General features: G+C 63.8%; 30 protein-coding genes. 6 read left to right on the top strand and 24 right to left on the bottom strand.

Annotated features, from left to right (window positions below; all coding sequences use genetic code 11):
- The 14 genes from F1735_RS26350 to fliF all read right to left on the bottom strand — a co-directional run.
- A partial coding sequence (locus tag F1735_RS26350; protein WP_167239693.1) for a DUF6861 domain-containing protein occupies window positions 1-1,804 on the bottom strand: 1,804 nt, incomplete at its 3' end.
- A gap of 158 nt (window positions 1,805-1,962) precedes the next feature.
- On the bottom strand, window positions 1,963-2,835 hold the full coding sequence (gene fliR / locus F1735_RS26345; protein ID WP_167239692.1) for a flagellar biosynthetic protein FliR: 873 nt from the start codon (window positions 2,833-2,835) through the stop codon (window positions 1,963-1,965).
- 28 nt (window positions 2,836-2,863) lie between these two features.
- Window positions 2,864-3,133, bottom strand: coding sequence for a flagellar biosynthesis protein FliQ (gene fliQ / locus F1735_RS26340; protein ID WP_166880531.1), 270 nt, complete (start codon window positions 3,131-3,133; stop codon window positions 2,864-2,866).
- 11 nt (window positions 3,134-3,144) lie between these two features.
- Window positions 3,145-3,912, bottom strand: a complete 768-nt coding sequence (gene fliP / locus F1735_RS26335; protein WP_167239691.1) for a flagellar type III secretion system pore protein FliP — start codon at window positions 3,910-3,912, stop codon at window positions 3,145-3,147.
- A complete protein-coding gene (gene fliO, locus F1735_RS26330; RefSeq protein ID WP_167239690.1) occupies window positions 3,902-4,564 on the bottom strand; it encodes a flagellar biosynthetic protein FliO in 663 nt (220 codons plus the stop codon). Before fliO ends, fliP begins: the two co-directional genes overlap by 11 nt.
- Complete coding sequence (gene fliN / locus F1735_RS26325) at window positions 4,561-4,974, bottom strand: flagellar motor switch protein FliN (protein ID WP_166895841.1); 414 nt, start codon at window positions 4,972-4,974, stop codon at window positions 4,561-4,563. Before fliN ends, fliO begins: the two co-directional genes overlap by 4 nt.
- A gap of 14 nt (window positions 4,975-4,988) precedes the next feature.
- A complete protein-coding gene (gene fliM, locus F1735_RS26320; protein WP_166880536.1) occupies window positions 4,989-5,966 on the bottom strand; it encodes a flagellar motor switch protein FliM in 978 nt (325 codons plus the stop codon).
- A 6-nt stretch (window positions 5,967-5,972) separates the two neighbouring features.
- The gene (gene fliL / locus F1735_RS26315; RefSeq protein WP_167239689.1) at window positions 5,973-6,488 is read right to left on the bottom strand and encodes a flagellar basal body-associated protein FliL; all 516 of its coding nucleotides are present in this window, start codon (window positions 6,486-6,488) and stop codon (window positions 5,973-5,975) included.
- A 220-nt stretch (window positions 6,489-6,708) separates the two neighbouring features.
- Window positions 6,709-8,136 carry a flagellar hook-length control protein FliK gene (locus F1735_RS37535; protein ID WP_167239688.1) on the bottom strand — a complete coding sequence of 476 codons (1,428 nt, stop codon included), beginning with the start codon at window positions 8,134-8,136 and terminating at the stop codon, window positions 6,709-6,711.
- 40 nt (window positions 8,137-8,176) lie between these two features.
- On the bottom strand, window positions 8,177-8,617 hold the full coding sequence (gene fliJ / locus F1735_RS26305) for a flagellar export protein FliJ (RefSeq protein ID WP_166895847.1): 441 nt from the start codon (window positions 8,615-8,617) through the stop codon (window positions 8,177-8,179).
- A gap of 35 nt (window positions 8,618-8,652) precedes the next feature.
- Window positions 8,653-10,068 carry a flagellar protein export ATPase FliI gene (gene fliI / locus F1735_RS26300; RefSeq protein ID WP_167239687.1) on the bottom strand — a complete coding sequence of 472 codons (1,416 nt, stop codon included), beginning with the start codon at window positions 10,066-10,068 and terminating at the stop codon, window positions 8,653-8,655.
- Window positions 10,065-10,760, bottom strand: coding sequence for a flagellar assembly protein FliH (locus F1735_RS26295; RefSeq protein ID WP_167239686.1), 696 nt, complete (start codon window positions 10,758-10,760; stop codon window positions 10,065-10,067). The genes fliI and F1735_RS26295 overlap by 4 nt, the downstream gene beginning before the upstream one ends.
- Window positions 10,760-11,752 carry a flagellar motor switch protein FliG gene (fliG, locus tag F1735_RS26290; protein WP_167239685.1) on the bottom strand — a complete coding sequence of 331 codons (993 nt, stop codon included), beginning with the start codon at window positions 11,750-11,752 and terminating at the stop codon, window positions 10,760-10,762. The genes F1735_RS26295 and fliG overlap by 1 nt, the downstream gene beginning before the upstream one ends.
- Window positions 11,745-13,451 (bottom strand): flagellar basal-body MS-ring/collar protein FliF, encoded by a 1,707-nt coding sequence (gene fliF, locus F1735_RS26285; protein ID WP_167239684.1) that lies wholly within the window; start codon window positions 13,449-13,451, stop codon window positions 11,745-11,747. The genes fliG and fliF overlap by 8 nt, the downstream gene beginning before the upstream one ends.
- A gap of 241 nt (window positions 13,452-13,692) precedes the next feature.
- Between fliF and fliE the strand changes: the two genes are divergently transcribed.
- From fliE to F1735_RS26255, 6 genes are all read left to right on the top strand, one after another.
- Window positions 13,693-14,043 (top strand): flagellar hook-basal body complex protein FliE, encoded by a 351-nt coding sequence (fliE, locus tag F1735_RS26280; protein WP_167239683.1) that lies wholly within the window; start codon window positions 13,693-13,695, stop codon window positions 14,041-14,043.
- 7 nt (window positions 14,044-14,050) lie between these two features.
- The gene (locus F1735_RS26275) at window positions 14,051-14,218 is read left to right on the top strand and encodes a hypothetical protein (RefSeq protein ID WP_167239682.1); all 168 of its coding nucleotides are present in this window, start codon (window positions 14,051-14,053) and stop codon (window positions 14,216-14,218) included.
- A complete protein-coding gene (locus F1735_RS26270; RefSeq protein ID WP_167239681.1) occupies window positions 14,202-14,660 on the top strand; it encodes a hypothetical protein in 459 nt (152 codons plus the stop codon). Before F1735_RS26275 ends, F1735_RS26270 begins: the two co-directional genes overlap by 17 nt.
- 138 nt (window positions 14,661-14,798) lie before the next feature.
- Window positions 14,799-15,608, top strand: coding sequence for a CPBP family intramembrane glutamic endopeptidase (locus tag F1735_RS26265; RefSeq protein ID WP_167239680.1), 810 nt, complete (start codon window positions 14,799-14,801; stop codon window positions 15,606-15,608).
- Window positions 15,605-15,937: a hypothetical protein gene (locus tag F1735_RS26260; RefSeq protein WP_222853081.1), complete on the top strand. Its 333-nt coding sequence runs from the start codon at window positions 15,605-15,607 to the stop codon at window positions 15,935-15,937. Before F1735_RS26265 ends, F1735_RS26260 begins: the two co-directional genes overlap by 4 nt.
- A gap of 13 nt (window positions 15,938-15,950) precedes the next feature.
- Window positions 15,951-16,307 carry a hypothetical protein gene (locus F1735_RS26255; protein WP_167239678.1) on the top strand — a complete coding sequence of 119 codons (357 nt, stop codon included), beginning with the start codon at window positions 15,951-15,953 and terminating at the stop codon, window positions 16,305-16,307.
- A gap of 104 nt (window positions 16,308-16,411) precedes the next feature.
- On the opposite strand, the gene F1735_RS26250 is transcribed toward F1735_RS26255, so the two are convergent.
- From F1735_RS26250 to F1735_RS26205, 10 genes are all read right to left on the bottom strand, one after another.
- The gene (locus F1735_RS26250) at window positions 16,412-17,170 is read right to left on the bottom strand and encodes a flagellar brake protein (RefSeq protein ID WP_167239677.1); all 759 of its coding nucleotides are present in this window, start codon (window positions 17,168-17,170) and stop codon (window positions 16,412-16,414) included.
- The gene (locus tag F1735_RS26245) at window positions 17,154-17,516 is read right to left on the bottom strand and encodes an EscU/YscU/HrcU family type III secretion system export apparatus switch protein (protein ID WP_167239676.1); all 363 of its coding nucleotides are present in this window, start codon (window positions 17,514-17,516) and stop codon (window positions 17,154-17,156) included. The genes F1735_RS26250 and F1735_RS26245 overlap by 17 nt, the downstream gene beginning before the upstream one ends.
- Window positions 17,509-18,735, bottom strand: a complete 1,227-nt coding sequence (locus F1735_RS26240; protein ID WP_167239675.1) for a flagellar hook-length control protein FliK — start codon at window positions 18,733-18,735, stop codon at window positions 17,509-17,511. The genes F1735_RS26245 and F1735_RS26240 overlap by 8 nt, the downstream gene beginning before the upstream one ends.
- A gap of 11 nt (window positions 18,736-18,746) precedes the next feature.
- Window positions 18,747-19,079, bottom strand: coding sequence for a flagellar protein FliT (locus tag F1735_RS26235; protein WP_229505974.1), 333 nt, complete (start codon window positions 19,077-19,079; stop codon window positions 18,747-18,749).
- 9 nt (window positions 19,080-19,088) lie between these two features.
- The gene (gene fliS / locus F1735_RS26230; protein WP_167239674.1) at window positions 19,089-19,541 is read right to left on the bottom strand and encodes a flagellar export chaperone FliS; all 453 of its coding nucleotides are present in this window, start codon (window positions 19,539-19,541) and stop codon (window positions 19,089-19,091) included.
- Between the two features lie 22 nt (window positions 19,542-19,563).
- Window positions 19,564-21,573, bottom strand: coding sequence for a flagellar filament capping protein FliD (fliD, locus tag F1735_RS38305; protein WP_167239673.1), 2,010 nt, complete (start codon window positions 21,571-21,573; stop codon window positions 19,564-19,566).
- Window positions 21,574-21,706: 133 nt separating this feature from the next.
- Entirely contained in the window at window positions 21,707-22,075 is a 369-nt protein-coding gene (locus F1735_RS26220; protein ID WP_167239672.1) for a flagellar protein FlaG, read from the bottom strand.
- 71 nt (window positions 22,076-22,146) lie between these two features.
- Window positions 22,147-23,580 carry a flagellin N-terminal helical domain-containing protein gene (locus F1735_RS26215; RefSeq protein WP_167239671.1) on the bottom strand — a complete coding sequence of 478 codons (1,434 nt, stop codon included), beginning with the start codon at window positions 23,578-23,580 and terminating at the stop codon, window positions 22,147-22,149.
- A gap of 393 nt (window positions 23,581-23,973) precedes the next feature.
- The gene (locus F1735_RS26210) at window positions 23,974-25,407 is read right to left on the bottom strand and encodes a flagellin N-terminal helical domain-containing protein (protein ID WP_167239670.1); all 1,434 of its coding nucleotides are present in this window, start codon (window positions 25,405-25,407) and stop codon (window positions 23,974-23,976) included.
- 610 nt (window positions 25,408-26,017) lie between these two features.
- The coding region (locus F1735_RS26205; RefSeq protein WP_222853080.1) for a PEP-CTERM sorting domain-containing protein at window positions 26,018-26,411 on the bottom strand (394 nt) is incomplete at its 5' end.

Below are 26,411 nucleotides of genomic sequence, written 5' to 3'. Positions count from 1 at the left end.
TGCCGATGTAGCGCTGTTTGGCGTCGAAGCGGTAACGCTCTTCGCGCCCCAGGTTGTCGGTGACGACGGTTTCCTGTTCCAGGTAGCGAAGGCTCCACGAGCGGCCGTCGTTGACCCAGTTGCGCGTGACCTTGCCGCTGGCGGCGTACTCGTCGTATTCATAGCGCGATACCAGTCCGCCTGGCTGGCTGTGTTCGACCATCACGTGATTGCGATAGACGAACTGGCGCATCACGTCGCCCTTGCCGTTGCTGACCTTGGACAGGTTGCCGCTTGCGTCGTACTCGTACGAGACCAGCAGTTCGGTGTCGCTCTCGGGCTCGGCCGGCTGCATGACAATGCTGCGCAGGCGCGGGTAGCCGCGGTGGTCTTCGAACGCCAGCAGGTAGCCGCGCCCGGCGCTGTCCTCGACCCGCTCGGGCAGCTGACGCAGGTTGTAGGAAATGGTGATTCGGTTGCCGTTGGCGTCCCTCTGCCCAACCAGACGGGCGATGTTGCTGGTGGTATCGGGCAGGGCGAACAGATCGCGCTCCCCTTTGTCGTCAACCAGCTCGAAGCAGCGCTCGTGCGTGCGCACCAAGGTGATTTTCTCGGACGGCGAGTACAGCGATTCGCCGATGCCCGGCAACGAGAAGGTGATCTCGCGTGCGAACGGTGCGAGCACGACAACGCTGTCGACGTTGATTTCCAGTGCAATCGACAGTGGTGTTTCCCAGCCGGAGCCCAGCCACCCGGCTTGCCGTTGGGCGGAGCTGTAAGTGCGTTGCCAGATCAGAGGTAGCGCTGCCGGCAGGGCGAAGTCCAGGTCCATCGCGTCGGCGAGGAACTTGCTTCCGGAAATAGGACTGACGGGAGCTCCTACAGGTGGTACGCATTTTACGCACGGTATGTTAGCCTGACCTTCATTCGGCGCTTCGTTCTGCTTGGGCTTGGCAGCCTCCGGCTTTGCTGGCGCCGGTTTATCCGCACTAGGAGCCTTGCCCGCGCCCTCGGCCCCTGCCCGGTTTTTTATCTTCAAGGCGGGATGGTTCAAAACGATCTTCTCGTTCTTTACCAACCAGGCGGCAAATCCCTGTCCTAATTTGCTGCTGCCGATCTTTTCAATCACCTTGGCCGTGAGTTTACCCGCGTACACCGCCACGAGCGCCGCCAGTAGTCCGATAATGAGGATGAACTTGCCTTGTGCGAAGGCCGTTGCCGACGCATGGATCAGTTCGCGGCGTTTTGTACGCTGGCTTTCCGGCAGCATGCCGGCACGGATAGCTAGCGCGAAACCCTCGATGATGGGCGAAAAAAGCATCGACACAACGGGCCAGAAAGCTTTTACCAGGTCTTTCAGGCCCATCAGCGCCATGATGGCGGTTGCAATTTCCAAGCCAGCCTGAGCGCCGACGACCGCGCCAGGCACCGCACCAACGCCGCCGGCCAAAGCGCCAAGGGCGCCGCCCACGGCCCCGCCCAAGACCGCGCCGCCCCCAAGATACATTGCCGTTTCTCTGGCTACTTCCAAGAGGATGGTTTTGACCACCCTGAAGTCGACCCCCTGGACGGTGGCCGTTAAGCGCTCTAGTACAAGACGGTTCGATTCGTTCAGCGCATCGTTGACCGCAAGAACAAGGCGTCCTTGCGGAAATTGCTCCGCCACATCTCTGAGGTTGGGTAAAGGATGGTCTCGGGAAAACTGTTTCAGATGTTTATGAAAATCGTCGACAGCCTTCGCGCCGCCCGGCAGGTAAGTCCGCTCCAAGTCGTTCAGGACTCTGCCGAATTGCGGAAAGTCTTTAGAGAGGTCAATATTGAACATGGAGCGGCTCTTTCTTCGGGTGTAACGGAAATCAGCGTGGTTGATATTGGGAATGCAATCTTGTGCTTACATCATTTTATACGATATTGAACTGCCAACTCAAAAACCGGGCTGATGTGGACGAATTACCAGCTCGCATGAGCTCCGCAACGCCAGGCTCAGCGCCGCTGGCCCGGTGTGCCTTCAACAGGTCCGACCGGTAGCGCGGCAGGCCTGTCCGCCCGCGCTGGCGTGGCAGGCGCCTGCGGCGTAGCGGCCAGGCGCGGCACCCGGCGCGCCGTTTCAATACCCTGGTTGAACAGCACCTGAAACGGGTTGCCCAGGTAAGGCAGCACCATCACAATCACCAGCATGCCCACCCCCAGTGTGATCGGAAAGCCAATCCCGAAAATGTTCAACTGCGGCGCGGCGCGCGTCAAAATGCCCAGCGCCACCTGGGTAATGAGCAGCGCCGCCACGATCGGCAGCGACAGGTGCAGCCCCGCGCTGAAGATCAGCCCGCCCCATTTGGCCATTTCCCATTCCGCTGACGACGACATCGGCGTGGCCGAAATCGGCATCGTGATAAAACTCTCGGCCAGCGCTTCGAGCAGCACCAGGTGCGCATTGGCGGCCAAAAACGCCATGGTCGCAATCAGCGCCAAAAACTGGCTCACGGCCGACGAACGCCCCTTGGTCAGCGGGTCGAAAAAGCTGGCAAAGCCCAGCCCCATGGTCAGGCTGCAGATTTCGCCGGCCATTTCGATGGCGGCGAACACCAGGCGGATGGCAAAGCCCATCGCCACCCCGATCAGCAGTTCCTGCACCAGAATCAACAGCCCCGCCATCGACAGCGGATCGGCCGCCGGCAGCGCCGGAATGGCCGGCGCGATAATACTCGCCAGCAGCACCCCGAGCGCAATCTTGACAGGCACCGGCACGCTGGCGTTACCAAACAAGGGCGCGGCCGTGATCAGCCCGAGAATGCGGGTCAGCGGCCACAGCAGCCCTGCGATCCACGCATTCATCTCGATGCTGGTAATGGTAATCATGCGAGGGAGTGCGACGCGCGCGTGCGCGTCAGTTGACCAAGCCGGGAATGCCCGTAAACACCTGGCGCATGTAGTCGAGCATGACCGCCAGCATCCACGGTCCGGCCACGATCAGGGCGACAAAAATGCCGACCAGCTTGGGAATGAAGGACAGGGTCGCTTCATTGATCTGGGTGGCGGCCTGGAAGATGCTGACAATCAGGCCGATGATCAGCGCCACCAGCAGCATGGGCGCGGCCACCATCAGGGTCACTTCCATGGCCGTGCGGCCCATTGTCATGACGCTTTCGGGAGTCATCGGCAGCCTCGCTAGTAGAAACTCTGGGCGAGCGAGCCGAGCAGCAGTTGCCAGCCATCGACCAGCACGAACAGCATCAGCTTGAAGGGCAGCGAAATGACCGCCGGCGACATCATCATCATCCCCATCGACATCAGCACCGACGCCACCACCATGTCGATGATGAGAAACGGAATGAAGATGGCGAAGCCGATCTGGAACGCGGTTTTCAGTTCGCTGGTGACAAACGCCGGAATCAGTATGCGCAGCGGAATGTCTTCCGGCCCCTGCAAGGCGGCCGAGCGCGAAATCTTGACAAACATGGCCAGGTCGGCCTGGCGCGTCTGCCGGATCATGAAGGTTTTCAGCGGCGCCACGGCGCGGTCCATGGCGACGTCCATCTCGATCTTGTTTTCTTGCAGCGGCTGGTAGGCGTCCACATAAATCTTGTCGAACACCGGACCCATGACGAACAGGGTCAGGAACAGCGCCAGCCCCACCATCACCTGGTTGGGCGGGGCCGACTGGGTGCCGATCGCCTGGCGCAGCAAGGACAGCACGATGATAATGCGGGTAAAACTGGTCATCATCAGCAGCACCGCCGGGATGAACGAGAGCGCCGTCATCAACAGCAGCGTCTGCACCGGCAGCGAGTACGCCGTGCCGCCGCCCGCCGCCGGCGCGCTGGTGAAGGTCGGGATGCCCGGCGCAGCCAAGGCCAGCGCGGGAAATCCGAGCGCCAGCAGCGCTAGCCAGCGCCGCGCGTGCTGCGTCAAAACAGTAGTGCGCTTAGCGTCCATTGCGTTTGTCGATCGTCTGTTTCAGCCATTCGGCAAACGTGCCGGACGCGGGGCCGTTGGTCAGTACGGCGGGGCCGCCCGCGCTTTCCTGCCTGGGCATGGTGGCCAGCGCGTTGATGCGGCCGGGCGAAGCGCCCACCACGATCCACTGGTCGCCCACTTCGATGACGATCACCCGTTCGCGCCCGCCCAAACTGAGCGCGCCGATGGTGCGCATCTGGGCCGCGCCGGCGGCCGCCTGCGGGCCGAAGCGCTTCATGAACCAGACCATCGCGCCCAGGAGCGCCAGCACCAGGGTCAGGGCGAAAATGGTTTGCAGCAGGTTGCCGGCCGATGGTCCCGCCATCGGACCGGGCGTTGCTGGCACGGCGGCGGCGGGCAGGGCGGCCACAGGCGCCGGGGCAGGAGCAGGGGCCGCAAGCACGGCAACGCTGGCCGGTGCCTCGGCGGCGGCGGGAACCGATGCCGCTGGCACCGAAGCGAGCGGCGCCGATGCCGCTGGAACCGACGCGACCGGCGCCGAAGCGGCGGCAGGAACGGACTTAAGCGGCGCCGATGCCGCGGGCGCAGCCGCACCGGCCGCCTGGGCGGCAACCAAGCCCGGCGCCAGGCTGCACGCCAGCGCCACGGCGGCAAGCAAGCGCGCCGTCATTTATTGAGTTTTCGAATCCGTTCGGACGGCGTGATGATGTCCGTCAGGCGAATACCGAATTTATCGTTCACCACCACCACCTCGCCCTGGGCGATCAGGCAGCCGTTCACCAGCACATCCATCGGCTCGCCGGCCAGGCCGTCAAGCTCGACCACCGAACCCTGGGCCAGTTGCAGCAGGTTCTTGATGGCGATCTTGGTCCGTCCCAGCTCGACCGTGAGCTGGACCGGAATGTCGAGGATGAAGTCGATATCGTTCGGCGTGTCGGGCCTGGTGCCCTTGTTCGAAAAATCCTTGAACACGGCCGCGCTGGCAGCCTGGCTTTGCAGGGCGTCGGCTTCCGCCTTGGCCTGCTCGGCAATGGCCGCGCCCCAGTCGTCCATTGCGTCGTCATCGGTAGTATCGGACATAGTGCTCTCCTAAATTATTTGGTGTCCGCATTGGCGAGCAGTTTCTCGACCTTTAGCGCATATTGTCCGTTGAGCACGCCATACGTGCAATCCATCACCGGCACGCCATCGACGGTGGCCTGGATCTGTTCGGGTACGTTGAGGGGGACGATGTCGCCCACCTTGAAATTGAGAATCTCGTCGAACGAGGCGCGCGCCGTGCCCAGCACCGCCACCAGCTCGACTTCGGCGATCTGGATCTGCTGCGTCATGAGGCGAATCCAGCGCTTGTCGACTTCCAGCGCCTCGCCCTGCAGGCTGGAGGTGAGCGTGTCGCGGATCGGCTCGATCATCGAATACGGCATGCAGATGTGGATCTGGCCGCTCACCGAACCGAGCTCGATGGTGAACGTGGACGAGACCACCACCTCGTTCGGGGTGGCGATGTTGGCGAACTGGGTATTCATCTCGGAGCGGATGTACTCGAACTCGACCGGATACACCGGTTCCCACGATTTCGCATACGAATCGAACACGATATCGAGGATGCGCAAGATGATGCGTTGCTCGGTCTGGGTAAAGTCGCGGCCCTCGACCCGGGTATGGAAGCGCCCGTCGCCGCCGAACAGATTATCGACCAGCAAAAACACCAGGCCCGGATCGAACACGATCAGGGCCGTGCCGCGCAGCGGCTTCATGTGGACCAGGTTGAGGTTGGTCGGCACCACCAGGTTGCGGATGAATTCGCTGTATTTGGAGACCCGCACCGAGCCCACCGACACTTCGGCGCTGCGGCGGATGTAGTTGAACAGCCCGACCCGCAGCAAGCGCGCGAAACGCTCGTTGATGATCTCGAGCGTCGGCATGCGCCCGCGCACGATCCGTTCTTGCGTGGCCAGGTTGTAGGTGCGTACGCCCGTGTTGTCTTCGGGCGCGGAGGCTTCGTCGGCGTCGCCGTTGACGCCCTTGAGCAGCGCATCGACTTCTTCCTGCGAGAGAAAATTATCGGCCATGGAGGATCACTGGATGATGAACTGGGTGAACATGACTTCGTTGACTTCCTGCGGCTCGTCGTGCTCGGTGAACGGCTTCTTGATCGCGTCCATGACTTCCTCGGCCAGGCGGGTCTTGCCTTCGACCGTGGTCAGCTCCGACGATTTCTTGGCCGACAGCAGCAGCAGCACGCGGCTGCGCACCTTCGGCATATTGTTCTTGACCAGGTCGGCCTGTTCCTGGCCGGCCATCTCCAGGGTGATCGAGACCTGCAGCATATGCTCCAGCTCGCCGTCCGGTTGCAGGTTGACGGTAAAGACCTCGAGCGGGGCGAACACCGGCGCCGCGTGCGCCTTGGCGGCCTTTTTCTTCTTTTTGCTCGGCTTCGCGGTTTCTTCGGCGTCGTCGCCACCCTTGTCGTGCATCAGGAACCAGCCTGCGCCGCCACCACCGAGCACCAAGACGGCCACGATCGCACCGATCATGGCCATTTTCTTCGATGGCGGCTTGACGGCCGCGTCAGGGGGAGCTGCAGCTTTCATGTTTGCTTTCGCTTTCAAAGTACCTCAAGACGACGTCGGTGGATCATGCCGTCATTATGTCATTATCGCGAGGAAATGAGCGGGCAGATGCGTGGAAAACAGGGCCGATCGCGGCCCAACTCGTGGCTTGGCATCGACATCCGATGCGCTTTTCATACGCTCGCTTGCGCGCATGGCCGGGAAGGCTAGGCAAATCGACAAGTCCGCCTGCCTGGCCTGATCAGGCGAAGGTGTCGACCAGGCCCAGGCCGGCGCCTTGCACCGGGGTCCTGGCGGCCAGGCGCTCGTTGGCGTCGGCCGCGCTGCCGTTGACGATGCCGCCCACGCCGCCGCTAGCGCCGCCGCCGTTGCCGGCGCTGGCGCGCTCGCCCTGGTCCTGGCGCTGCTCGGGCATGCCGGCGTTGACGCTGGCGTTGCCCAGCGAGATGCCGCTGTCATCGAGCATGTCACGCAGCTTCGGCATGGCGTTTTCCAGCGCCTGGCGCACTTCCAGTTCGCCCGAGGAGAATGTCACGCTGGCATTGTCGCCGCTGATGTTGAGCACCACCTGGACCGGGCCGAGGTCGGGCGGATTGAGCGTCAGGGTGGCGCTTTGTTCCTTGCCGGCCACCATCCAGACGATTTTCTGGCCGACCTGGTTGTCCCAGGCCGGGGTGCCGACCCGCGCCGACAGTTTGTCGGGGCCGCCATTGGCCGCTTGCGCCAGGCCGACGGCGGCTTGTTGCAGCGGCGCGGCAAGCGGCGCCGGCTCGGCCGCCTTGGTGTCGATGGCGGTAATGGCCTCCGGCAGCTCGCGCGCGCTGGCCGCCGGTTTGGCGCTGTCGCTTGGGATGGCCGCCGTTTGCAGCGCCGTCGTTTGGGTCGTTGTACCCTGGCCTTGGGCGCTGTCGGCAGTGGCGCCGGCGGCGCGCGGCATGGCGCCTTCGAGCAAGGCGCGCAGGTCGCCTTGCGGGGCGGCGTCGGCCTCCATCGTCAGGCTCGGTTCGGTCGGCAGGCCCAGCGCGCCCACAGCGGGCGGGGTGGGGCCGCCGTCGACCGTCACGAAGCGCCCGGCCGCCGCCAGGGCGGGTGCGCTGAAGGCGGCCAGGGCCGCGTCGGCCGCCAGGCTCGGGTCGGCGGCGGTGCCGGTGGCGCGGTGTGAGGCCAGCGTGCTCCAGTCCGGGTCAAGGGCGACCGGCGCGGCCGCCGCTTGCGCCGGCTGGGTCAGGCTGGCGACCAGGGCCAGCATGTCGGCCAAGGGCAATTCGGCGCGCGCGGCGGCGGCGGCGGCGCTGTCGGCGGCCGCAGCAGCAGCGGCGCTGTCGTCGCCGGCGGGTGCGCCGCCGTTCTCGCCCGATTGGGCCTGGGGGGGATTGTTCGCTGGCGCTGGCGAGCGGGCCGGCGCGGCGTCCGGCGCGGGCGCGGCGGCCTGCTCGGCCTTGGCGCCTTGTTCCGCACGCTGGGCCGGGGCTTTCTCGGCAGGGCGCGGCGCGGCTGCCTTGGCGGCGGGCGCGGCCGGCTGCTGGCTCATGCCCTGGCGCTGCGCGATCTCGCGCGAGAGGGTCTGGCCGAACTGCACCGCCGGTTGCGCGGCGGCGGCATTGGTGCGCGCCGGGGCCGGGGTGGCGTTCAGGGCAGCGACTTGCTGGGCGATGGGAGTAGTGGACATGGCGGGCGATCGGTTGGTTGTCTTGGCGGCGGCCGGTGCATCAACGTTTGTAATAAGCCTGGCGGGCGGCGTGTTCGTCCATCTGTTTCTGGTCGCGCTTGTTTTCCAGGCGCAAGGCTTCGGTGGCGGCGCGCTCGTTCAGGGTGCGGTACGACACCCGCTTGCGCTCGCTGGCCTGCCACAAGCCCTTTTCCACCGCGCTCCGGTGATGCGCGTGCTTGACGATCTCGCGCTGGCCCATGATGGCGTGCTCCAGCTTGCCCATGAAGGCAATGAAATTGGCGTACGCCATCGGCGTAATGCCGTTGCGCTGGGCCGCGTCCAGCTTTTGCGCGTAATCTTCCAGGTAGCCGAGCAGCATTTGCAGCTTTTGTTCGGTTTCCTCGGCTGCCTTGAGCGCCACCCCCAGCCGCTTGGCGGCATCGTCGGTGTCGCGCTGGGCCAGTTCGAGCAGGGTATCGAGGACGGTTTGTTTTGCCATAATGCATCATTATAGGCATCCCGTCCGCTATTCCATCACGAGAACAGAGCGGTCAATTCGGCCAAGCTCTGCGGCATGCCGATGTTGTCGCCGATCTCCTGGCACAGGAAAGCTTCGATCTTGTCGTTCAGGGCGATGGCCTGGTCGAGCACCGGATCGCTGCCGTGGGCGTAGGCGCCGACCGTGATCAGGTCGCGCGAGCGCTCGAAGCGCGAATACAGTTGCTTGAGGCGCCGCGCCGCGTGCTGGTGGGCGGTGCTGGTAATGGTGTGCATGGCGCGGCTGATCGATTGCTCGATATCGATGGCCGGATAGTGGCCGGACTCGGCCAGGCGCCGGTTGAGCACGAAGTGGCCGTCCAGGATGGCGCGCGCCGAGTCGGCGATCGGGTCTTGCTGGTCGTCGCCTTCGGTCAGCACGGTGTAGAAGGCGGTGATCGAGCCGCCGCCCTGCAGGCCGTTGCCGGCCCGTTCCACCAGCACCGGCAGCTTGGCGAACACCGACGGCGGATAGCCCTTGGTGGCCGGCGGCTCGCCGATGGCCAGGGCGATTTCGCGCTGCGCCATCGCGTAGCGGGTCAGCGAATCCATGATCATGAGCACGTTCTTGCCCTGGTCGCGGAAATGTTCGGCAATCGCCGTGGTGTAGGCCGCGCCCTGCAGGCGCATCAGCGGCGGTGTGTCGGCCGGGGCCGCCACGACGGCGGCCCGCGCCAGGCCTTCCGGTCCGAGGATGTGTTCGATGAATTCCTTGACCTCGCGGCCCCGTTCGCCGATCAGGCCGACCACCACCACGTCGGCCTTGGTGTAGCGCGCCATCATTCCCAACAGCACCGATTTGCCGACCCCGGAACCGGCGAACAGGCCCAGGCGCTGGCCGCGCCCGACGGTCAGCATGGCGTTGATCGCGCGGATGCCGACGTCGAGCGTGTCGACGATGGGGGCGCGGTCGAGCGGATTGGCGGGGCGCACGTTGATCGGGCCGCTGTCGTCGGTGAGCAGGGGGCCGAGGCCGTCCAAAGGCCGGCCGGCGCCGTCCACCACCCGGCCCAAGAGGCCCATGCCGACCGGCAGGTGGCGCGCGCGGTCGCTCGGACGGCGCCGCGGATGCGCCACCGAACCCGGACGGGGCAGGGTGGCTTCGACCGGCAGCACCTTGGTGCCGGGGACGATGCCTTCGACATCGCTTTGCGGCATCAGGAACAGGCGGTCGCCGTCGAAACCGACCACTTCCGCCTCGACCCGGTTGCCGCTCGGCATAGGAATGGTGCAGGCGCTGCCGACCGCGAGCTTGAGACCCACGCATTCCATGACCAGCCCGGCCACGCGGGTAATCCGGCCCGACACCAGTTGCGGCTCGACGAAGCCGACCAGGGTGGCGCAGTCGCGCAGGTAAGCGGACCAGCGCGCCGTGTGTTTGTCGGGCGCGGCGGCGGGATCGGACTGGCTCATCGGTTCAGCCACTCCACGTCGTTCTTGCCGAGCGCATGGGCCAGGCGCTGCCAGCGCACTTCGGCCTGGGCGTCGATCTGGTTGCTGGCGGTATCGATCTTGCAGCCGCCCCGGCCGATCTGGGCGTCGTCCACCACGCGCCAGCCGCCCTTGTCGAGTTCTTCGCCGATTTGCTCGCGCACCAGGCGCGCATCGTCCGGATTGAGCATCAGCAAGGCCGGCTGTTGCAGCACCGGCAGGTAGGAGATGGCGTCGCGCACCACCGGGATGATCAGCTCGGGCTTGACCTCGAGCGCGACGCGCAGCATGTTCTTGGCCAGTTGCAGGGCCAGCTCCAGCATGTCGTTGGCGATGCTCTCGTCGGCCTGCGCCAGGGCCTGGGTGAAGCTGGCGGCGATCGCTTGCAGCTTGGCCAGCTCCAGCGCGTTTTCTTCGCGCCCCTGCGCGAGCGCGTCGGCGTAACCGGCTTCGTGGCCGGCCGCCTGGCCCGCATCAAAGCCTTCCTGGCGCGCCTGCTCGCGGATGGCGGCCAGTTCTTCGTCGGTGGGCAGTTCCGGCGCTGGCGGCGCTGGCGGCGCCGCCTCGTCCAGGCGGGTGTCGAGAAACACCGGTTCCGGCTCCGGCACGCGGTCGAAGGAATTCATTTCCCAGCGCTGGTACGCGGTTTGCAGTTCTTTTGGAAGGGTAGCCATCAGACGAAGGAATCCTCACCTTTGCCGAGCACGATCTGGCCTTCGTCGGACAGGCGGCGCACGATCTGCAGGATCTGTTTTTGCTGGGTTTCGACTTCGGACAGGCGCACCGGCCCTTTCGATTCGAGGTCTTCGCGCATCATCTCGCCGGCGCGCGCCGACATGTTGCGGAAGATTTTTTCGCGCAGTTCCTGGGAGGCGCCCTTGAGCGCCATGATCAGCATTTCGGACTGCACCTCGCGCAGCAGGAGCTGGATGCCGCGGTCGTCGATATCGATGATGTTGTCGAACACGAACATCTCGTCCATGATCTTTTGCGCCATGTCGTTGTCGTAGTTCTTGATGTTGTCCATCACCGAACCCTCTTGCTCGCCGCTCATGAAGTTGAGGATTTCGGCCGCCGCGCGCACCCCGCCGAGCGAGGATTTCTTGATGTTCTCGTTACCCGAGAGCAGTTTGGTCAGCACGTCGTTGAGCTCGCGCAGGGCGGCCGGCTGCACCCCGTCCAGGGTGGCGATGCGCAGCACCACGTCGTTGCGCAGGCGGTCGGTAAAGTTGCCGAGGATTTCGCAAGCCTGGTCGCGCTCGAGGTGGACCAGGATGGTGGCGATGATCTGCGGGTGCTCGTTGCGGATCAGTTCCGACACCGACGAGGCGTCCATCCACTTCAGGCTTTCGATGCCCGAGGCGTCCTTGCCGCCCAAGATGCGCGACAGCAGCACCGAGGCCTTGTCGTCGCCCAGCGCCTTGGTCAGCACCTGGCGGATGTATTCGTCCGAATCGAGGCCGACCGTGGAAATGAGTTCGGTCTGCTCGCGGAACGACTCGAGCACCGTGACCACCTGTTCGTGCTGCACATTCTTCATCGTGGCCATGGCCGCGCCGAGTTTGAGCACTTCGCGCGGGCCGAGGAAGCGCATCACTTCGGCCGCCTCGGACTCGCCGATGGCCAGCATCAAGATGGCGGCCTTCTGGATTCCATTATCATTCATTTGTACCTACCCATGCCTTGATGACGTTTGCGACGATGCGCGGATCTTCCTGCGCCAGTTTCTTGGCCAGCGCCAGGTTGGCGCGGTAGCTGTGGTCCTGCGCCGATTCGGCCTCGGCTTCGGCTTCCTGGGCCGCCGCCGCCGCTTCCGCCACGCTGGCCTCGTCGGCCTTTTCTTCCTCGGCGGCGGTGGGCTCGGGCGGCAGTTCGTGCGCCTTGTCGAACTTGCTCATGACCGGGCGCAGCATCGGACGCAGCAGACGGAAGTACAGGAAGGCGATGATCCCGGCCACGAACAGGTACTTGGCGATATCCTTGGCCAGCGGCAGGTTGGCCGGGTCGCGCCACCAGTCGAGCGTGGCGGCCGGCACGTCCGGCTTGTCGACGCCGTCGAAGGCGGCGTTGGTCACGTTGAGCGTGTCGCCACGGTCCTTGTTGTAACCCATCGCTTCCTTGACCAGGTCGTTGATCTGGGCCACCTGGGCGGGCGAGAGCGCCGTCACGGTGACCTTGCCGGTCCTGGCGTCGACCGAACGGCGGTGGTTGACCAGCACGCCGACGGTCAGGCGCTTGACCAGGCCCATCGGGCGCTGCTCGTAGCGGATCGTCTTGTCGACTTCAAAATTGGTGGTGGTGTCCTTGCGCGTCGGGCCGCTGGTGACGCCCGGCGCGGTGGCGGGAGCGCCGCTGGCGGTGAGCGGCGCCGTGGCCAGGCCCGGCGGCTGGTTGGACAGCGCGCCCGGCACGCCGGCCGGGTTGGCGCTGCCGGGGCCGTTCGCTTCCGAGGTTTGCTGGCTGCGGATCGATTGCGGTTCCGGCGGCGAGTTGGGCTTGTAGACTTCGGCGGCGGTGTCGACCTGGGCGAAGTCGATGTCGGCGGTCGCTTCGGCGCGCACATTGCCGGGCCCGACCAGCGGGGTGATCAGCGACTCGACCTGCTTGATGATGTTTTTCTGGACCGCTTCGACGTATTTGAGCTGGTTCGGGTCGAGTTTGCGCCCATTGCCGGTCTTGTCGGGGTCCGACAGCAGGTTGCCGGCCTGGTCGACCACGGTGACGTTCGAGACCGGCAGTTCCGACACGCTCGAAGCCAGCAGGTGGACGATGGCGTTGACCTGGGCCTGGTCGATCACGCGCCCGGTTTGCAAATTCAACAACACCGAGGCGGTCGGCTTTTGCTGCTCGCGCACGAACACCGACGGTTTCGGCAGCGCCAGGTGGACGCGCGCCGAGCTGACGGCGGCGATCGACTCGATCGAGCGCGCCAGTTCGCCTTCGAGCGAGCGCTGGTAATTGACTTGTTCGTGGAACTGGGACACGCCCAGTTTCTGGTTTTCCATCAGCTCGAAGCCGACCGTGCCGCCCTTCGGCAAGCCTTGCGCGGCCAGCTTCAGGCGCACGCCGTGGACCTGCTCGTTGGGGATCATGATCGAGGCGCCGCCGTCGGAGAACTTGTAGGGCACCGCCATCTGGTCGAGCGAAGCCATGATGGCGCCGCCATCCTTGTCGCTGACGTTGGTAAACAAGATGCCGTATTCGATGCGCTGGCTCCACATCCAGACACCGAGCATCAGCGCCAGCACCGCCGCGATGCCGAGACCGCGGATGAAATTCTTTCCGAGCGGAGTCTGCAGGAACGTCGGGGGCGGCGTGTCCTGGGGGGGGATATCGACGAGATCTTCTGCGGTTGCAGCTGCCATGGTGGTGGGTGTCCGACGGGCCAGGCCCGAAACTTGGTAGGAATTTCCCAAACCTGCGCAAAGGCTGGGGCTCAGACGCCATTATGTGGGGAGGGGACCCCGCTCAAAGCATCGAACAGAGCGCGCTTTCGGGCCCTGCTCGACGGCCCGGCGCGCCACCCGGGTGCTATTCTGGCACCCTGACTTCGCTGGTATACATAGTACGTATTGTACGCCCGGCAGTGTGAACAGAGGAAACGACATGAATGTGAACGGAATCGGATCGGACCGCATCGAAGCCATGATGGCCCAGCTCAAGGCGGCGTCCACGCGCCCGGCTGGCGGCGTTGTGCCCTCGGTCAAGGTCACGCCCGAGCCGGCCGTCGCCAAGGTCGATTTTGCCGATGCGCTCAAAAATTCCATCGCCCAGGTCAGCGAGGCCCAGAACAAGGCGGGCGAGCAGGGCAAGGCCTTCACCCTGGGCGACGACCGGGTGAGTTTGTCGGATGTGATGGTGTCGATGCAGAAGGCCAGTATTGGTTTCCAGGCAACCGTGCAGGTGCGCAATAAGCTGGTGTCGGCGTATCACGAAATCATGAATATGCAGGTGTAAGCACGACATGACGATGATATTGCGCGACCGGCTCGACACCCTCAAGACCGACCTTGAGCAGTTTTTTGACGGCGCATTCGTTAGAGAAGACGAGGAACAGCAGGCCAACCGGGCCGCACAGGCATCTCGTTCAATGCCCCAGGCTGCGGAGTGCCGGCGTGATCGACGTCAGTAACGGCTCACTCGCGCTCGGCGCGGATCGCACGATTGGCGGCGACACCCTGCTTGGCGATTTTGCAACAGGCCTGGCGTCGGCGAATGACATCGACAAAGGCGAGCTCAATGGATTCCATGTCTATTTTACCGACCTGGTTTTATGGGGACGGAACTTCGGCGGCTCGCTGCGCTTTAAGAATGAGCGCTTGCGTTTGATCGACCTGGTATGGCGCGATGGCGCTGTGAATCGCCTGGGTTACGACGCCTCGGTGGACGATTTGCTCAGGGAGAAGCGGCAGCTGACCACGATGCTGGCCTCGGCATGGGGACGCCAGCCCACCGATGCCACCACAGGCGTCGACTATTTTCAGTTTTCCTGGGGCCTGGTCATGGTCAGGGCTGACCAGCGCTCCACGCTGTGCAGCATGACGATCGATTATGGTTCGGGAAAAGAGGCGTGATCCGGGGATGCCGGATCACGGCGAACATCCCTGCCTTCACTGATCGTCTGGAATTTTCTTTCTTGCAATATCTCATCAAATCGCGTTTACTCGTGCTTTTACGCGGCCTCAGTGCCGGGAAAGCACGATTGCCGATTCATGGATGAGAAACACGAAACCTTTCCGAACGCACTGGAAGCGCTGATGCTGGTCATCGCCTTGTACATGGCCGAGTACCTGGTGGGGGCGGCGCTGTACGACGTGCGCGGCGCCTTGTCGATGGAACCGCGCGACCTGGGCGGCATGATCATGGTGCTCGGCTATGGCATCGTCTTCACCGCGCTGATGCACTACAAAAACCTGAGCTACCGCGAGCTGTTTCATTCTGCTCGCATGGCGGGGCGCCCCGCCATGCTGGTGCTGTTGCCGGCGATTGCCCTGACGCTGCCCTTGATCTTCATGTCCATGGTCACGCTGGACGCGGCGCTGGTGACGCTGTTTCCCATGACATCCCAAGACCAGGCGCTGCTGGCCAGCCTGAATGCCGGCAGCGTCACCATGATCGTGGCGATCTGCGTGCTGGCGCCGGTGCTGGAGGAGATGCTGTTTCGCGGGATCATCCTGCGCAGCTTCCTGGGCCAGTATCCCAAATGGGCCGCCATCCTGGCATCGGCCGGCCTGTTCGGCTTTGCGCACATGAATCTCTATCAATATGTCGGCGCTGTGATCATCGGCGTCTTTCTCGGCTGGCTGTACGAGCGCACCAGGTCGCTGCTACCGTGTATCGCGCTGCACGCCGCCTACAATACCGCGTGCATCACGCTCGACTGGGGCGACGCCGGCAAGGCGCAGGACAGCTTTGTGCTGTTTGCCGCCTCGACCTGGTTGCTGGCGCTGCTGTTGGGCGCCGCCGGAATGGCCATGCTGTACCGTGCATTGCAGGCGCCGGCAACGCGGCGCGAGCGATGATGCGGGATCGACAGGCAGCCATGTTCTGGCATCTGGACATCGGGCAGGGCGTGCTCGTACATGACCAGATTTCCCATCTTCCCGATGCGTTCGACGTGGCCCAGCATATCGACTGCCTCAGGGAAGACATGCTGCAGATCGGATTCGGCGACCAGCTCTTGCTCGATGTCGGCTGGTATCCTTCGTTCAACCGGAAAGGCCGCTTTCTCCTGCTGCTGGTGAAAGACCAGGAATGGGACAAGCCGCTTGAAAAAGCCAGATTCCATGATGTGGTCTCGCTCAAACAGCGGATCGCCCGGATCGCCGGCAAGCTTGCTTACCCACTTTGAAATGGAAACGCGTATGTCCACCTATTTTCGACAACTGCTGCTGGGCGCGCTCCTGGCGCTTGCCGCGGCCAGTGCCAGCGCGACCAGCCCGTGCCGCGAACCCGAAGGCTGCCTGGACGAGTGGCCGGTATTCGTACTGACTCTGATGGAAGCGCAACTGACATACTGTCCGGCGTTCGCATCTTTCAGTGACGCTCAAAAAGAGGAGCTTTTGCAAGAGAACTTTAAAGGGGAAGGCACGCCCGGCTACCTCGACCGTTTGCGCGCTACCGTACACTATGCCAATCGCGCGGAGATGATTGCGCAGATCCAGGCGCGCCCGAGCGCAATTGAAGACTTGTGCAAGGAATTGTTGGTAAAGAAAAAGTGAGGAGGGCGGCGCCAGCGCCGTCGCCAACCCTTCACGGCGTCAGTTGTCGCAACCGTCGAGCGCCGGTTTACCGCACATCAGGCTGCTGCCGGGAGGATATTTTGTCAGCCCAGGCCGGCGAGGCGCGCGTTGCGTTCGCGTTCGAGCTTGGTGATGTACTTTTGTACGCTGGCAAGTCCGCCGCGCGAAATGTCGACAAAGGCGCAGCCGAGGCGGCGGTTGGTCTTGTCGTTGAGCAGGGTCAGGTCGACCGAGTTGCGGATCATCAGGGTGGTCTGGACCGCGCCCACGTCCGGCAAGTCGATGCGGCAACTGCTGTAGCTGTGGCCGATGGTGCTGTCGAGCACCAGCTTGTTGTCGAGAATGGCGATGCCGCCGCAGCTGATATCGGACAGCGGAAACACATGGGTGCCGCCGCCCAGGTCTTGCGGCAGGCGGATCACCACCGACACCGGGTTGCTGACCGGCGTGATCATGCGGTAGAACTCGCGCCGCTGCAGGCGGATCATGGCCTCCGGCAGCGGCATCACAAAGGCCGGCGTGTCCTCGAAGGTGGTGGCCTGCACTTCTTCCGACGAGAACAGGATGCGGATCTTGTCGAGCGAGGTCTCGAACATGATCCGGCCGACGTTGGCGAAGCGGCGGTGCTGCTCGGGGTCGGCCGAGCCGTCCAGGGTGACGGTGTTGTTGTCGGGATCGACATCGAGGATGGCCGAGACGCATACTTCGGTGCCGCGCCGGATGACCATGCGCACCAGTTGGCGCTTCTCGCCGATGCTGCGCAACAGTGCGATGATTTCCTTGCGCGAGGCGACTTCAAAGTCGTGCCAGCTTTCTATATCGGAATCATTGGTTGATTGCATCTTTGTCTGCCGCTTCTTGTGGTCGGTCAATGAAAAGGGCTGCGTCCGGTGGGGCGGGCAGAGGGCCGCCGGTGGCTTGTGCGGCTTCAATATGATATAGCCAGGCCAGCAGTTCCGCAATCGCCCGATACAGGCCGGGCGGGATCTGGCTGTCCAGGTCCACGCCCATCAGCAGGGCCACCAGTTCTTTCGATTCGTGTACGAAGACACCGGCATCCTTGGCGCGCTCGATGATCTGGGCGGCGACCAGGCCCTTGCCCTTGGCCACCACTTTGGGCGCCGGATCGCCATTGTGATAGGCCAGCGCCACCGCGGTCCGGGTGCGTGTCGGCGGCGCCTCAGCCATTGCCGGGCTCCTGGGTGCGGATGATCAGCGAGGCCAGCGCGGTGCCGGACACATCGAGCGCCGAGGTCAGTTCGCCGGCGCGCGCGCGCAGGGCCTCGCCGGTGCCGGCGCTGGCGGTGCGCAGTTCGATGTGGACCTTGTCGCCGCTGGTGACGATGGTCGCCTCGATCTCACCGAGCAGCGGAAAGCGCAGGCGCATGCCGCTGCGCCAGACCGGTGCGCTGTCCTCGCCGGCGCCGCGTCCGCGCTGCTCGGGAGCATCTTTATGGATTTCCCATTGCAATTCCTGGCCTGGCGCCAACTGGCCTTGCCAGCTCACGCGCGCCTGTTCCTGGGTCGTCAGTTGCAGGTTGATGAGTTGGGCGCTGGCCAGTTCCGCCGCCGCCGAACCTGGCTTGGCGCCGGGCGTGGCCATGGCTTGCTGCATCTGCGGCTCGCGTTGCAGTTCGCTCAGCGCACGCTTGCCGTCGGCCCATTCGGCCACATGCGATTCATAAAACACGCCGCTGCCGCTGATGCTCTGTTCCAGCTTGCGCGCCAGCTCGGCCGCTTGCGGCGCGCCATTCTTGGGGTCGATCAGGGGCGCGGCGCCGGCGATCGCGGGCGCTTTGCCGGATGGCGGATGGCCGATGTCGAGTATGCGCGCGAGCAATTGTCCGGTATTGCTGATTTTCGCCGGCAGGGTGTTGGCGTCGAGCGAGGGCAGGTCGGCGCTGGCGGTCATGGGCGACTTGCCGAGCAGGGTGGCGGCCAGGCTGGTGGTGCGCCCCGCCATATTCGCGGCGGCGGCGCCCTGGCCTTCCTGCGGCGCCGGCTGCGCCTGCGGCAGGACCGGGGGCGGGGTGGCCGTGCGCTCCGGCCCGGCTGCGCCAGCGGGCAAGGGGAGCTGGGGTGCGCCGGCAGCCTGGCCCGGCAACTGGCCCGGCTGGCCGGTGTCCAGGCGAAACTGGGGGCGCGGCGAGACCGACATCAGGGTCATCGGCACCTCGGTGCCGGCTTCCGCCCCTTGGGGCAGGCTCATGCGGGCCTGTTCGCCCGCCACCCTGACTAGAAACGTGCCGTCGTTGAACCTGGACAGCACCGCCACCCGCATCGACTTGCCGAGCTCGGTCGAGAGCGCGCGCGTGAGCGCTTCCTGGCGCGCGTCGCCGACCCCCGGCGTCGGGCGGCCCGGCTCGACTCTGCCGACCTGCCCCGGTCCATCGGTACGCGCCAGCATCGCGAGGACGACTAGACGCCGCCGTAGGCGTTATTCAGGCGGCGCGAGGTGCCGCTGCTGTTGATCATGTGCGACAGCTGCGCCATCCAGGGCGTGGTCAGGTCGCGGATGGTGCGGTCGCAGGCCAGCAATTGCTTGATGATCGCCACTTTCTTGACCCGGCTGGCGCCGTCGAGCAAGATTTGCTGGTCGTTGGCCTGCAAGGCGCTGGCGTGTGCGCCGACCCGTTTTTCGAGCAGGCTCAGTTCATCCCACTCGCCGCTTTCGGCCGCCGCTACCATCTGTTCGGACAGGGCCAGCATGGCTTCGTAGGTGGACAGCACGTCGTCGTTGGTCATGGTCATGGACATCATTCAGGCGCTCACAAGGTTGGAGGTGCGGTTGGGCGCCGTTCCGGACGCGGGATTGACGGCAGGGGCGGCGCCGATGGCGTTCCAGGTTTCGCGCAGCTCGGTCAGCAAGCCCTGGATTTCCACCATGATCTCGATATCGTTTTTCAGGTTCGCCGCCAGCAGGCGCGCGCTCATGTATTCGTACAGCGCATCGAGGTTCTCGGCGATCTGGCCGCCGGCGGTTTTGTCGAGGCTGGCGCGCAAGCCATTGTCGATGATCTGGATGGCTTTCGAGATCGCCTTGCCTTTTTCCGGGATGTTGCCCGACTTCATGTGCATCAGGCCGGTGAGCACCGCCACCAGTGCGCCGTCGAACAGCATGACGATCAGCTTGTGCGGGGAGGCCGCCACGACACTCGTTTCCAGGCCGACTTTGGCGTAGCTGCTTGCGCCCCTGTTGGGAGATCCAAACATAATTAATGTCCTCTTTCTGTCGCTATCGGATGGTGCTGAGGGAGGCGAGCTGCTGCGCCAGGAAGGTGCTCGTCGAACTCATGCCCGAGAGCGTCACGTCGAGCGAAGAATACTGCTTGCGTAAATCTTTTTCGGTCTGGGTCAGGCGGATATTGAGCGCTGCGCGCTGCTTGGCGATATCGGCCAGGCTGGCGTTGATGCCGGCGTTCTTGCCGGAAATGGTGCCCTTGCTGTTGAGATAACTGTCGATCAGCTCGGTGAACTGGGCGCCGGCGCCTTTCGAGATATTCACGGTGCCGCGCTCGCCGATGGCACCGCCGGTGATCTGGATCTGGATCCCGGAAGCGGTCGAGCCGGCGTTGCCGGTCAGGTTCTGGCCGCTGCCGGTGGCGGTGGCGCCGCCGATGGTGCCGGCCACGTCGAGCCCGTCGACCAGGGTCGGCGTGCCCAGCAGGCCGGCGGCGGCGTTGCCGCTGATGCCCACTTTCGAGGTCGAGCCGTATTTGTTCGAGGTGATCGTGAAGATCCCGCTTTCCTGCTTGACCAGCACCCCGGTGCCGCTGGTGGCGCTGGCGCCCGTCGCGCCGACCGCGCCGTTGATGATCGACTGCACGTGGCTGGCCAGGCTGGCCGCCGTGTAGTTACCGGCCAGCAGGGTGGCGGTCGAGGTCACGCCGTTGATGGTCAGCGACAACTGGTCGTTGACACCCTTGGTGATGCTGGTGCCGGCGGCGGTGCTGCCGGTGGCGCTGCCTTGGGTTGCCAGTTGGCTGATCAGCACGCTCTTGGTGCCGACCGTGCTGTTGGTGGTGGAGCCGACAAAGCTGACCAGGCTGTCCGTGGTCGAGCCGACCGTACTGAGCAGCTTGGAAACACCTTCCAGGTCGGCATCGAGCGCTTTTTGCAGCTTGCCGCTGTCGAGCTTGAGGGAACCGTCGGCCTGGAACGACACGCCCAGCTGGCTCATGCTGCTGATGTCGCCATCCATGCCCGGCACCGGCGTGAAGAACATCTTGCGCAGGCTCGATTGCAGGTTGCGCACGGTGGCGTCGCCCAGCAGTACGCCGGCGCCTTTGCCCTCGCTGGCCTTGGGCGCCGTGGTCAGGCCGGCGATCGTCGTGTTCAGTTCGTTGTACGACTTGATGAAATTGTTGATCGCCGTTTTCGCGCCGGCGCTGTCGCTGGTGATGTTGACCGTGCTGGTGCCGACCTTGAGCGCGCTGATGGTCACGCCCTGGATCGCTTCCGAGACGTTGTTGCTCTGGCTGCTGATGGCCACGCCGTTGATGGTCAGCTTGGTGTTTTGCGCCGCGCTGTTCTGGGTCATGTTCTGGGTGCCGTCGGCGGCGTAGCCGAGCAGGCTGCCGATGGCCGCATCGCCCGAGACGCCGATGCGCATGCTCGACGTTTCGCCGGTCTGGGCCGAGGTCAGCACCAGGCGGTTGGGGCTGGCGCTGCCGTCCGAAATGATGGACGCGGTCACGCCCACGTTGGCCTTGTTGATGGCGTCGCGGATGCCTTGCAGCGAATTGTTGCTCGCGTCCAGGGTGACGGTGCGCGCCGAGCGCGTGGCGTCCTGGGCGAAGGCGGCGCCGGTGTAGGCGCCGTTAGCCAGGGTGCCGCCCGTGATGCTGCCGAATTCGAACGTCAGCGTGGTGGCCGCGCCGCTGCCGATCAGCGCGGTGGTGCTGGCCTGGCCGACCGAGGTCAGGGTTTGCGCCTGCGACAGCTGGCTCACGTTGACGCTGTAGCTGCCCTTGACGGATTCCTTGCCGGCGCTGGCGGTGAGCACGCCGCTCTCGGACGAGGAGGCGCCGATGGTCTTGAACTTGGTCGGGTCGGCCAGGCCGGTGACGGCGGTCTGGAAGCCGTTCAGCGCGCCGCTGAGCGTGCCGTAGGCCGCCAGCTTGGCGGTGTACGCCTTTTCCTTGTCCTGCATGGCGACGAAAGGCCGGCTCTCCGCCACCATCAATTTATTGACGATGTCGTTGACGTCGATAGAGCCGCCTGAACTGACGGATGAAATGGCCACGAACGCCTCCTGGTAAAAGCATGAATATACTAAGTTAACGGCATCTTCTATCCATACTTTAGAGGGGTAATCCGGTGCTTGTTCGGTTTATGCCCGGATTGCGCCCGATTCAGGCGCTTTTTTGCCAATTCCCTCAAGCAACCTGGCTGATCAGCAAACCCTGGACTTTTTCCAGCGCCTTGCCGATTTCGAGCGCCTCGGCGCTGGGCATCTGGCGGATCACTTCCTTGGTGGTCTGGTCGATGATCTTGACCACCGTGCGCTTGCTGTCGGTATCGATCGAAAACTCGATATTGCGCGACAGCGCCTGCATCGCCACGTTGATGCGGTCGACCACCTTGCTCACTTCGGCCGGGTCGGGTTCGACCCCCTCCTTGGCGAGCCCGGTCTTGCCGAGGGCGGCGGCCGGCGCCGTCCTGGCGCTGGCGGCGGCGCCTTCGGTGGGCGCGACCTGGCGCGGCAGCGCAGCGGCCGGCGCGTTTTCTAGTGGGCGAAGTTCCATGACCGTATTCCTTTAACGAAAATTCCCCGGCGCGCAAAAAGCGGCCGGGGAGTGCAGCGGAGCGAGGCGGATCAGCCGCGCAGCAGGGACAACACGCCGTTTGGCAGGGAGTTGGCCTGGGCCAACATCGCAGTACCCGCCTGTTGCAGAATCTGGCCGCGGGTCAGTTTCGCGGTTTCCGAAGCAAAATCCGTATCCTGGATCCGGCTGCGCGAGGCGGACAGGTTTTCCGAGGTCGATTGCAGGTTGGTGACCGCGGTTTCGAAGCGCGACTGCAGGGCGCCGAAGGAAGCGCGCTGGCTGTTGACGTTGGCCAGGGCCGAGTCGAGGATCTTGAGCGCGTCGGCCGAGCCTTTGGCGGTCGACACATCGATCGCGGCCACGGTGTTGAGGGTGGCGGCGGCGCCAGCGCTGATGGCGTTCGAACCGCTGCTGCCGACCGAAAAACCCTTGTCCGAGTTCATCGACACATAGCCCACCGAGGTCGAGGACGCACCGGAAGCAACGTTCGCCGGGGCGCCGGCGGCGACGCCGTTGGCATCGAGGGCGTTAAGGGTTACCGCAGCGGACGCGCTGTTATTGGCGATGGTAATGTTGTTACCGGCAGAGTTGGTCAGCACCAGGCCATTATTGGTATCGTTCAGACGGGCGGTGACGCCGGTCTTCGAGGACACGTCATTGAAGGCGCTGACGGCCGAGGCCAGGCCGGAGGCGTTGAGTGCGGCGCCCACGGTGAAGGTCACGTTGGCAGCGGTGCTGTTGTCGGAGGTGACCGCCAGCGAGTACACGCCGCCGGCGGTGAACGTTGCCGATTCGTCGTTCTTGGCCTGGGCCGTGACACCGGTGGTCGCGGTGGCGCCATTGATGGTGGAGGCCAGCGATTGGGCGGTGTCGGTGGCGCTGACGGCGATGGTGGTCGTGGCCAGGCCTTGCAGGGCGAAACTGCCGGCGCTGTAGGCGGTGCCGGTCGCTGGGGCGGTGGTGATCGCTTCGTTGTTACCGTAGTTGTTGGTACGGAAGTTCGCAGTGGTGGCCTGGATGGTCTGGCCGGCATTCGCGCCCACCTGGAAGGTGGCGGTGCCGAAGCTGCCGTCGAGCAGTTTCAGGCCGTTGAATTCGGAGGTCTGGGCAATGCGGTCGGCTTCCGACAACAGCTGGCCGACTTCAGCCTGGATCGCCTTGCGGTCGCCGGCGGAGTTCGTCGCATTCGAGGACTGCACAGCCAGTTCACGTACACGTTGCAGGATGTTACCGGTCGATTGCAGGGAGCCCTCAGCGGTTTGCAGCATCGATACACCATCATTGGCATTGCGCCGGGCCTGGTCCAGGCCGCGGATCTGCGACGTGAAACGTTCCGAAATGGCCAGACCAGCCGCGTCATCCTTGGCACTGTTGATACGCAAACCGGACGACAGGCGCTGCAGCGAAGTGGCCAGGCCGGAGCCGGACGTGCTCAGGTTGCGTTGTGCGTTGAGGGAGGCGATGTTGGTGTTGATGACGCTCATGGTAGTACTCCTTGCAATTACTTTTTATTCATGTTGGCTGTGTGCCGTTCGCCTTGGTGTGCCCCTTTCGTTCCGAGACAATCACACCGTAGTCCTTATATGTAACGGATTGCGGTCTGGAAAGTTTAGGGGGATTTTGGGTGACTATTTTTTATTTTGGGCCTCAAGGCATGGCGGTACACGGCGCTAGACGACAGCGTTTTCCCGAACTTGAGGGCAAAACAAAATCAATTTGGCGCTCATGAGCGAGGCCAGGGAGTCGGAAACCGGGCATTGCGCCGCGATTTTGTTGCACGCAAAACAAGGAGCTGATGCGAGGACCTGCTGTTCGGAAGATATTCCCCAGCCAGCCGAGGGCCGGCCGGGGATGCAAGGAGCTTCTTACGCTGGCGCTTAACCGCGCAGCAGGGACAACACGCCGTTCGGCAGCGAGTTAGCCTGGGCCAACATCGCGGTACCTGCCTGCTGCAGGATCTGGCCGCGCGTCAGTTTGGCTGTTTCCGAAGCGAAGTCGGTATCCTGGATCCGGCTGCGCGAAGCAGACAGGTTTTCGGAAGTCGACTGCAGGTTGCTGACCGCGGTTTCGAAGCGCGACTGCAGTGCGCCGAACGAAGCGCGCTGGCTGTTGACGTTGGCCAGGGCCGAGTCCAGCACTTTCAGTGCTTGCGATGAGCCCTTGGCGGTCGACACATCGATACCGGAAACGGTATTGAGGGTGGCGGCGGTGCTGGCGGCGATTGCGGTGGAACCGCTGGTGCCCACCGAGAAACCCTTGTCCGAGTTCATCGACACATAGCCCACCGAGGTCGAGGACGCACCGGAAGCAACGTTCGCCGCAGCGCCGGAGGCGGCGCCGTTGGCATCGAGGGCGCCAAGGGTCACCGAAGCGGACGCGCTGTTATTGGCGATGGTAATGTTGTTACCGGCCGCGTTGGTCAGCACCAGGCCATTATTGGTATCGTTCAGTTTGGCGGTAACGCCGGTCTTCGAGGACACGTCATTGAAGGCGCTGACGGCCGAGGCCAGGCCGGAGGCGTTCAGTGCGGCGCCCACGGTGAAGGTCACGTTGGCAGCGGTGGTGTTGTCGGAGGTGACAGCCAGCGAGTACACGCCGCCGGCGGTGAAGGTTGCCGATTCGTCGTTCTTGGCCTGGGCCGTGACACCGGTGGTCGCGGTGGCGCCATTGATGGTGGAGGCCAGCGATTGGGCGGTGTCGGTGGCGCTGACGGCGATGTTGGTCGTGGCCAGACCTTGCAGGGCGAAACTGCCGGCGGTGTAGGCGGTGCCGGTCGCTGGGGCGGTGGTGGTCGCTTCGTTGTTACCGTAGTTGTTGGTACGGAAGTTGGCGGTGGTGGCCTGGATGGTCTGGCCGGCATTCGCGCCAACCTGGAAGGTGGCGGTACCGAAGCTGCCATCGAGCAGTTTCAGGCCGTTGAATTCCGAGGTCTGGGCGATACGGTCGGCTTCTGACAACAGTTGGCCAACCTCAGCCTGGATCGCTTTGCGGTCACCGGCGGAGTTCGTTGCATTCGACGACTGCACAGCCAGTTCACGTACACGCTGCAGAATGTTGCCCGTCGATTGCAGGGAACCCTCAGCCGTTTGCAACATCGACACGCCATCGTTGGCATTGCGCTTAGCCTGATCCAGGCCGCGGATCTGGGACGTGAAGCGTTCCGAAATGGCCAGGCCGGCGGCATCGTCTTTGGCGCTGTTAATACGCAGGCCGGAAGAGAGGCGCTGCAGCGAGGTCGACAGTGCGGAAGCCGAGGTGCTCAGGTTGCGTTGTGCATTCAGCGATGCGACGTTGGTGTTAATGACGCTCATGGTATTACTCCTTGCAGATACTACTTATACATGTTGGCAACTTGCCTTCGCTTTGGTCTGCCCCTTCGGTCCGGGACAATCACACCGCAGTCCTTTTTTGTAACGGGTTACCAGCCGGAAAGTTTAATGAAATCAGGCAGGTATATTTTTTATTTGTGGCCTCAAGCCAGGCGAGATTGCGGCGCTTGACGGCAGACGCGGGCAGAACTTGAGGGGTGAAATGCAGGAAATTACGCGGAATTTTGCTGTGCGCGCGCGACCGGTATCGGCCTAACAGTACCGTCGAAGCTATGTAATATGACAAGTTTTTACTTGGCGCCAATGATATCCGGCGACAGTGAGATTGCGGGTTGTTTATTCTGGCGGGCATGGCGTGAGCGGCACAGGCACCGCTCATGCCTTGCCCGTGCTCAGGGCTGCTTCCCCGGCTGGGCGGGGGGGCTGGCATATCGGCATGCGGAAGCGAACACCGTCATTGTTGCCGTACGATCGATCCGCATCAGCCTTGGGCGACTCTCAATACACCGATGCCCCACTGAAGCGTTATGCGGGCCGGGGAGGCCGTTCGCCCTACGCAGACAGTCACCGTGTTTCTGGCAAGTGGAACTACTCAGGTGGACTTCTTTTTTTTGCGGCGAATAACACCCAAGCCCAGCATGCCGACGCTCATGAGGATCAGGGAGCCAGGTTCGGGAACGGCTGCGGCAGATCCAGCGCTCATCGAAAAGACCTCGAAGGCGCCCACCAACATGTTCCGTCCATCTTCTTGGGAACCGTCAACCAGCGACTTCCGACATTCCTTTGCGTTGTAGCCGTTTGGGCCGTGGCATCCTACGCCGTATGAAACCCCGGCTGAAATTCCGGTCGTTAAGGAATCGTAACTGTTTAGCCTGAGCGAGCACGTGCCAGAGTTGTTCGTTTCTTGAAATCGGTCCATGATGCTGATCATGACAAAACTGCGCCCCCTTCCAGATCTTTCCAAGCTTTCCGCCGCGGAAAAGGAT

The organism is Massilia genomosp. 1 (assembly GCF_011682185.1).
In the GTDB taxonomy this organism is placed as follows: Bacteria; Pseudomonadota; Gammaproteobacteria; order Burkholderiales; family Burkholderiaceae_D; genus Telluria_A; species Telluria_A rubra.
The sequence above is the reverse complement of the archived record's forward strand: the minus strand, read 5'-3'. Positions and strand labels throughout refer to the sequence as shown.

Excerpts from the sequence above, each read along its gene's own strand:
- F1735_RS37535 (WP_167239688.1), bottom strand. The coding sequence starts at position 8,136 with ATGTCCACTACTCCCATCGCCCAGCAAGTCGCTGCCCTGAACGCCACC.
- F1735_RS26210 (WP_167239670.1), bottom strand. The coding sequence starts at position 25,407 with ATGAGCGTCATTAACACCAACGTCGCATCGCTGAATGCACAACGCAAC.
- F1735_RS26255 (WP_167239678.1), top strand. The coding sequence starts at position 15,951 with ATGTCCACCTATTTTCGACAACTGCTGCTGGGCGCGCTCCTGGCGCTT.
- F1735_RS26275 (WP_167239682.1), top strand. The coding sequence starts at position 14,051 with ATGACGATGATATTGCGCGACCGGCTCGACACCCTCAAGACCGACCTT.
- fliL (WP_167239689.1), bottom strand. The coding sequence starts at position 6,488 with ATGAAAGCTGCAGCTCCCCCTGACGCGGCCGTCAAGCCGCCATCGAAG.
- F1735_RS26250 (WP_167239677.1), bottom strand. The coding sequence starts at position 17,170 with ATGCAATCAACCAATGATTCCGATATAGAAAGCTGGCACGACTTTGAA.
- F1735_RS26265 (WP_167239680.1), top strand. The coding sequence starts at position 14,799 with ATGGATGAGAAACACGAAACCTTTCCGAACGCACTGGAAGCGCTGATG.
- F1735_RS26245 (WP_167239676.1), bottom strand. The coding sequence starts at position 17,516 with ATGGCTGAGGCGCCGCCGACACGCACCCGGACCGCGGTGGCGCTGGCC.
- fliP (WP_167239691.1), bottom strand. The coding sequence starts at position 3,912 with ATGGACGCTAAGCGCACTACTGTTTTGACGCAGCACGCGCGGCGCTGG.
- fliN (WP_166895841.1), bottom strand. The coding sequence starts at position 4,974 with ATGTCCGATACTACCGATGACGACGCAATGGACGACTGGGGCGCGGCC.
- F1735_RS26295 (WP_167239686.1), bottom strand. The coding sequence starts at position 10,760 with ATGGCTACCCTTCCAAAAGAACTGCAAACCGCGTACCAGCGCTGGGAA.
- fliI (WP_167239687.1), bottom strand. The coding sequence starts at position 10,068 with ATGAGCCAGTCCGATCCCGCCGCCGCGCCCGACAAACACACGGCGCGC.
- fliO (WP_167239690.1), bottom strand. The coding sequence starts at position 4,564 with ATGACGGCGCGCTTGCTTGCCGCCGTGGCGCTGGCGTGCAGCCTGGCG.
- fliJ (WP_166895847.1), bottom strand. The coding sequence starts at position 8,617 with ATGGCAAAACAAACCGTCCTCGATACCCTGCTCGAACTGGCCCAGCGC.
- fliE (WP_167239683.1), top strand. The coding sequence starts at position 13,693 with ATGAATGTGAACGGAATCGGATCGGACCGCATCGAAGCCATGATGGCC.
- fliM (WP_166880536.1), bottom strand. The coding sequence starts at position 5,966 with ATGGCCGATAATTTTCTCTCGCAGGAAGAAGTCGATGCGCTGCTCAAG.
- F1735_RS26235 (WP_229505974.1), bottom strand. The coding sequence starts at position 19,079 with ATGACCATGACCAACGACGACGTGCTGTCCACCTACGAAGCCATGCTG.
- F1735_RS26215 (WP_167239671.1), bottom strand. The coding sequence starts at position 23,580 with ATGAGCGTCATCAACACCAACATCGCCTCCCTCAACGCACAACGCAAC.
- fliG (WP_167239685.1), bottom strand. The coding sequence starts at position 11,752 with ATGAATGATAATGGAATCCAGAAGGCCGCCATCTTGATGCTGGCCATC.
- fliS (WP_167239674.1), bottom strand. The coding sequence starts at position 19,541 with ATGTTTGGATCTCCCAACAGGGGCGCAAGCAGCTACGCCAAAGTCGGC.
- F1735_RS26220 (WP_167239672.1), bottom strand. The coding sequence starts at position 22,075 with ATGGAACTTCGCCCACTAGAAAACGCGCCGGCCGCTGCGCTGCCGCGC.
- F1735_RS26240 (WP_167239675.1), bottom strand. The coding sequence starts at position 18,735 with ATGCTGGCGCGTACCGATGGACCGGGGCAGGTCGGCAGAGTCGAGCCG.
- fliR (WP_167239692.1), bottom strand. The coding sequence starts at position 2,835 with ATGATTACCATTACCAGCATCGAGATGAATGCGTGGATCGCAGGGCTG.
- F1735_RS26260 (WP_222853081.1), top strand. The coding sequence starts at position 15,605 with ATGATGCGGGATCGACAGGCAGCCATGTTCTGGCATCTGGACATCGGG.
- fliQ (WP_166880531.1), bottom strand. The coding sequence starts at position 3,133 with ATGACTCCCGAAAGCGTCATGACAATGGGCCGCACGGCCATGGAAGTG.
- fliF (WP_167239684.1), bottom strand. The coding sequence starts at position 13,451 with ATGGCAGCTGCAACCGCAGAAGATCTCGTCGATATCCCCCCCCAGGAC.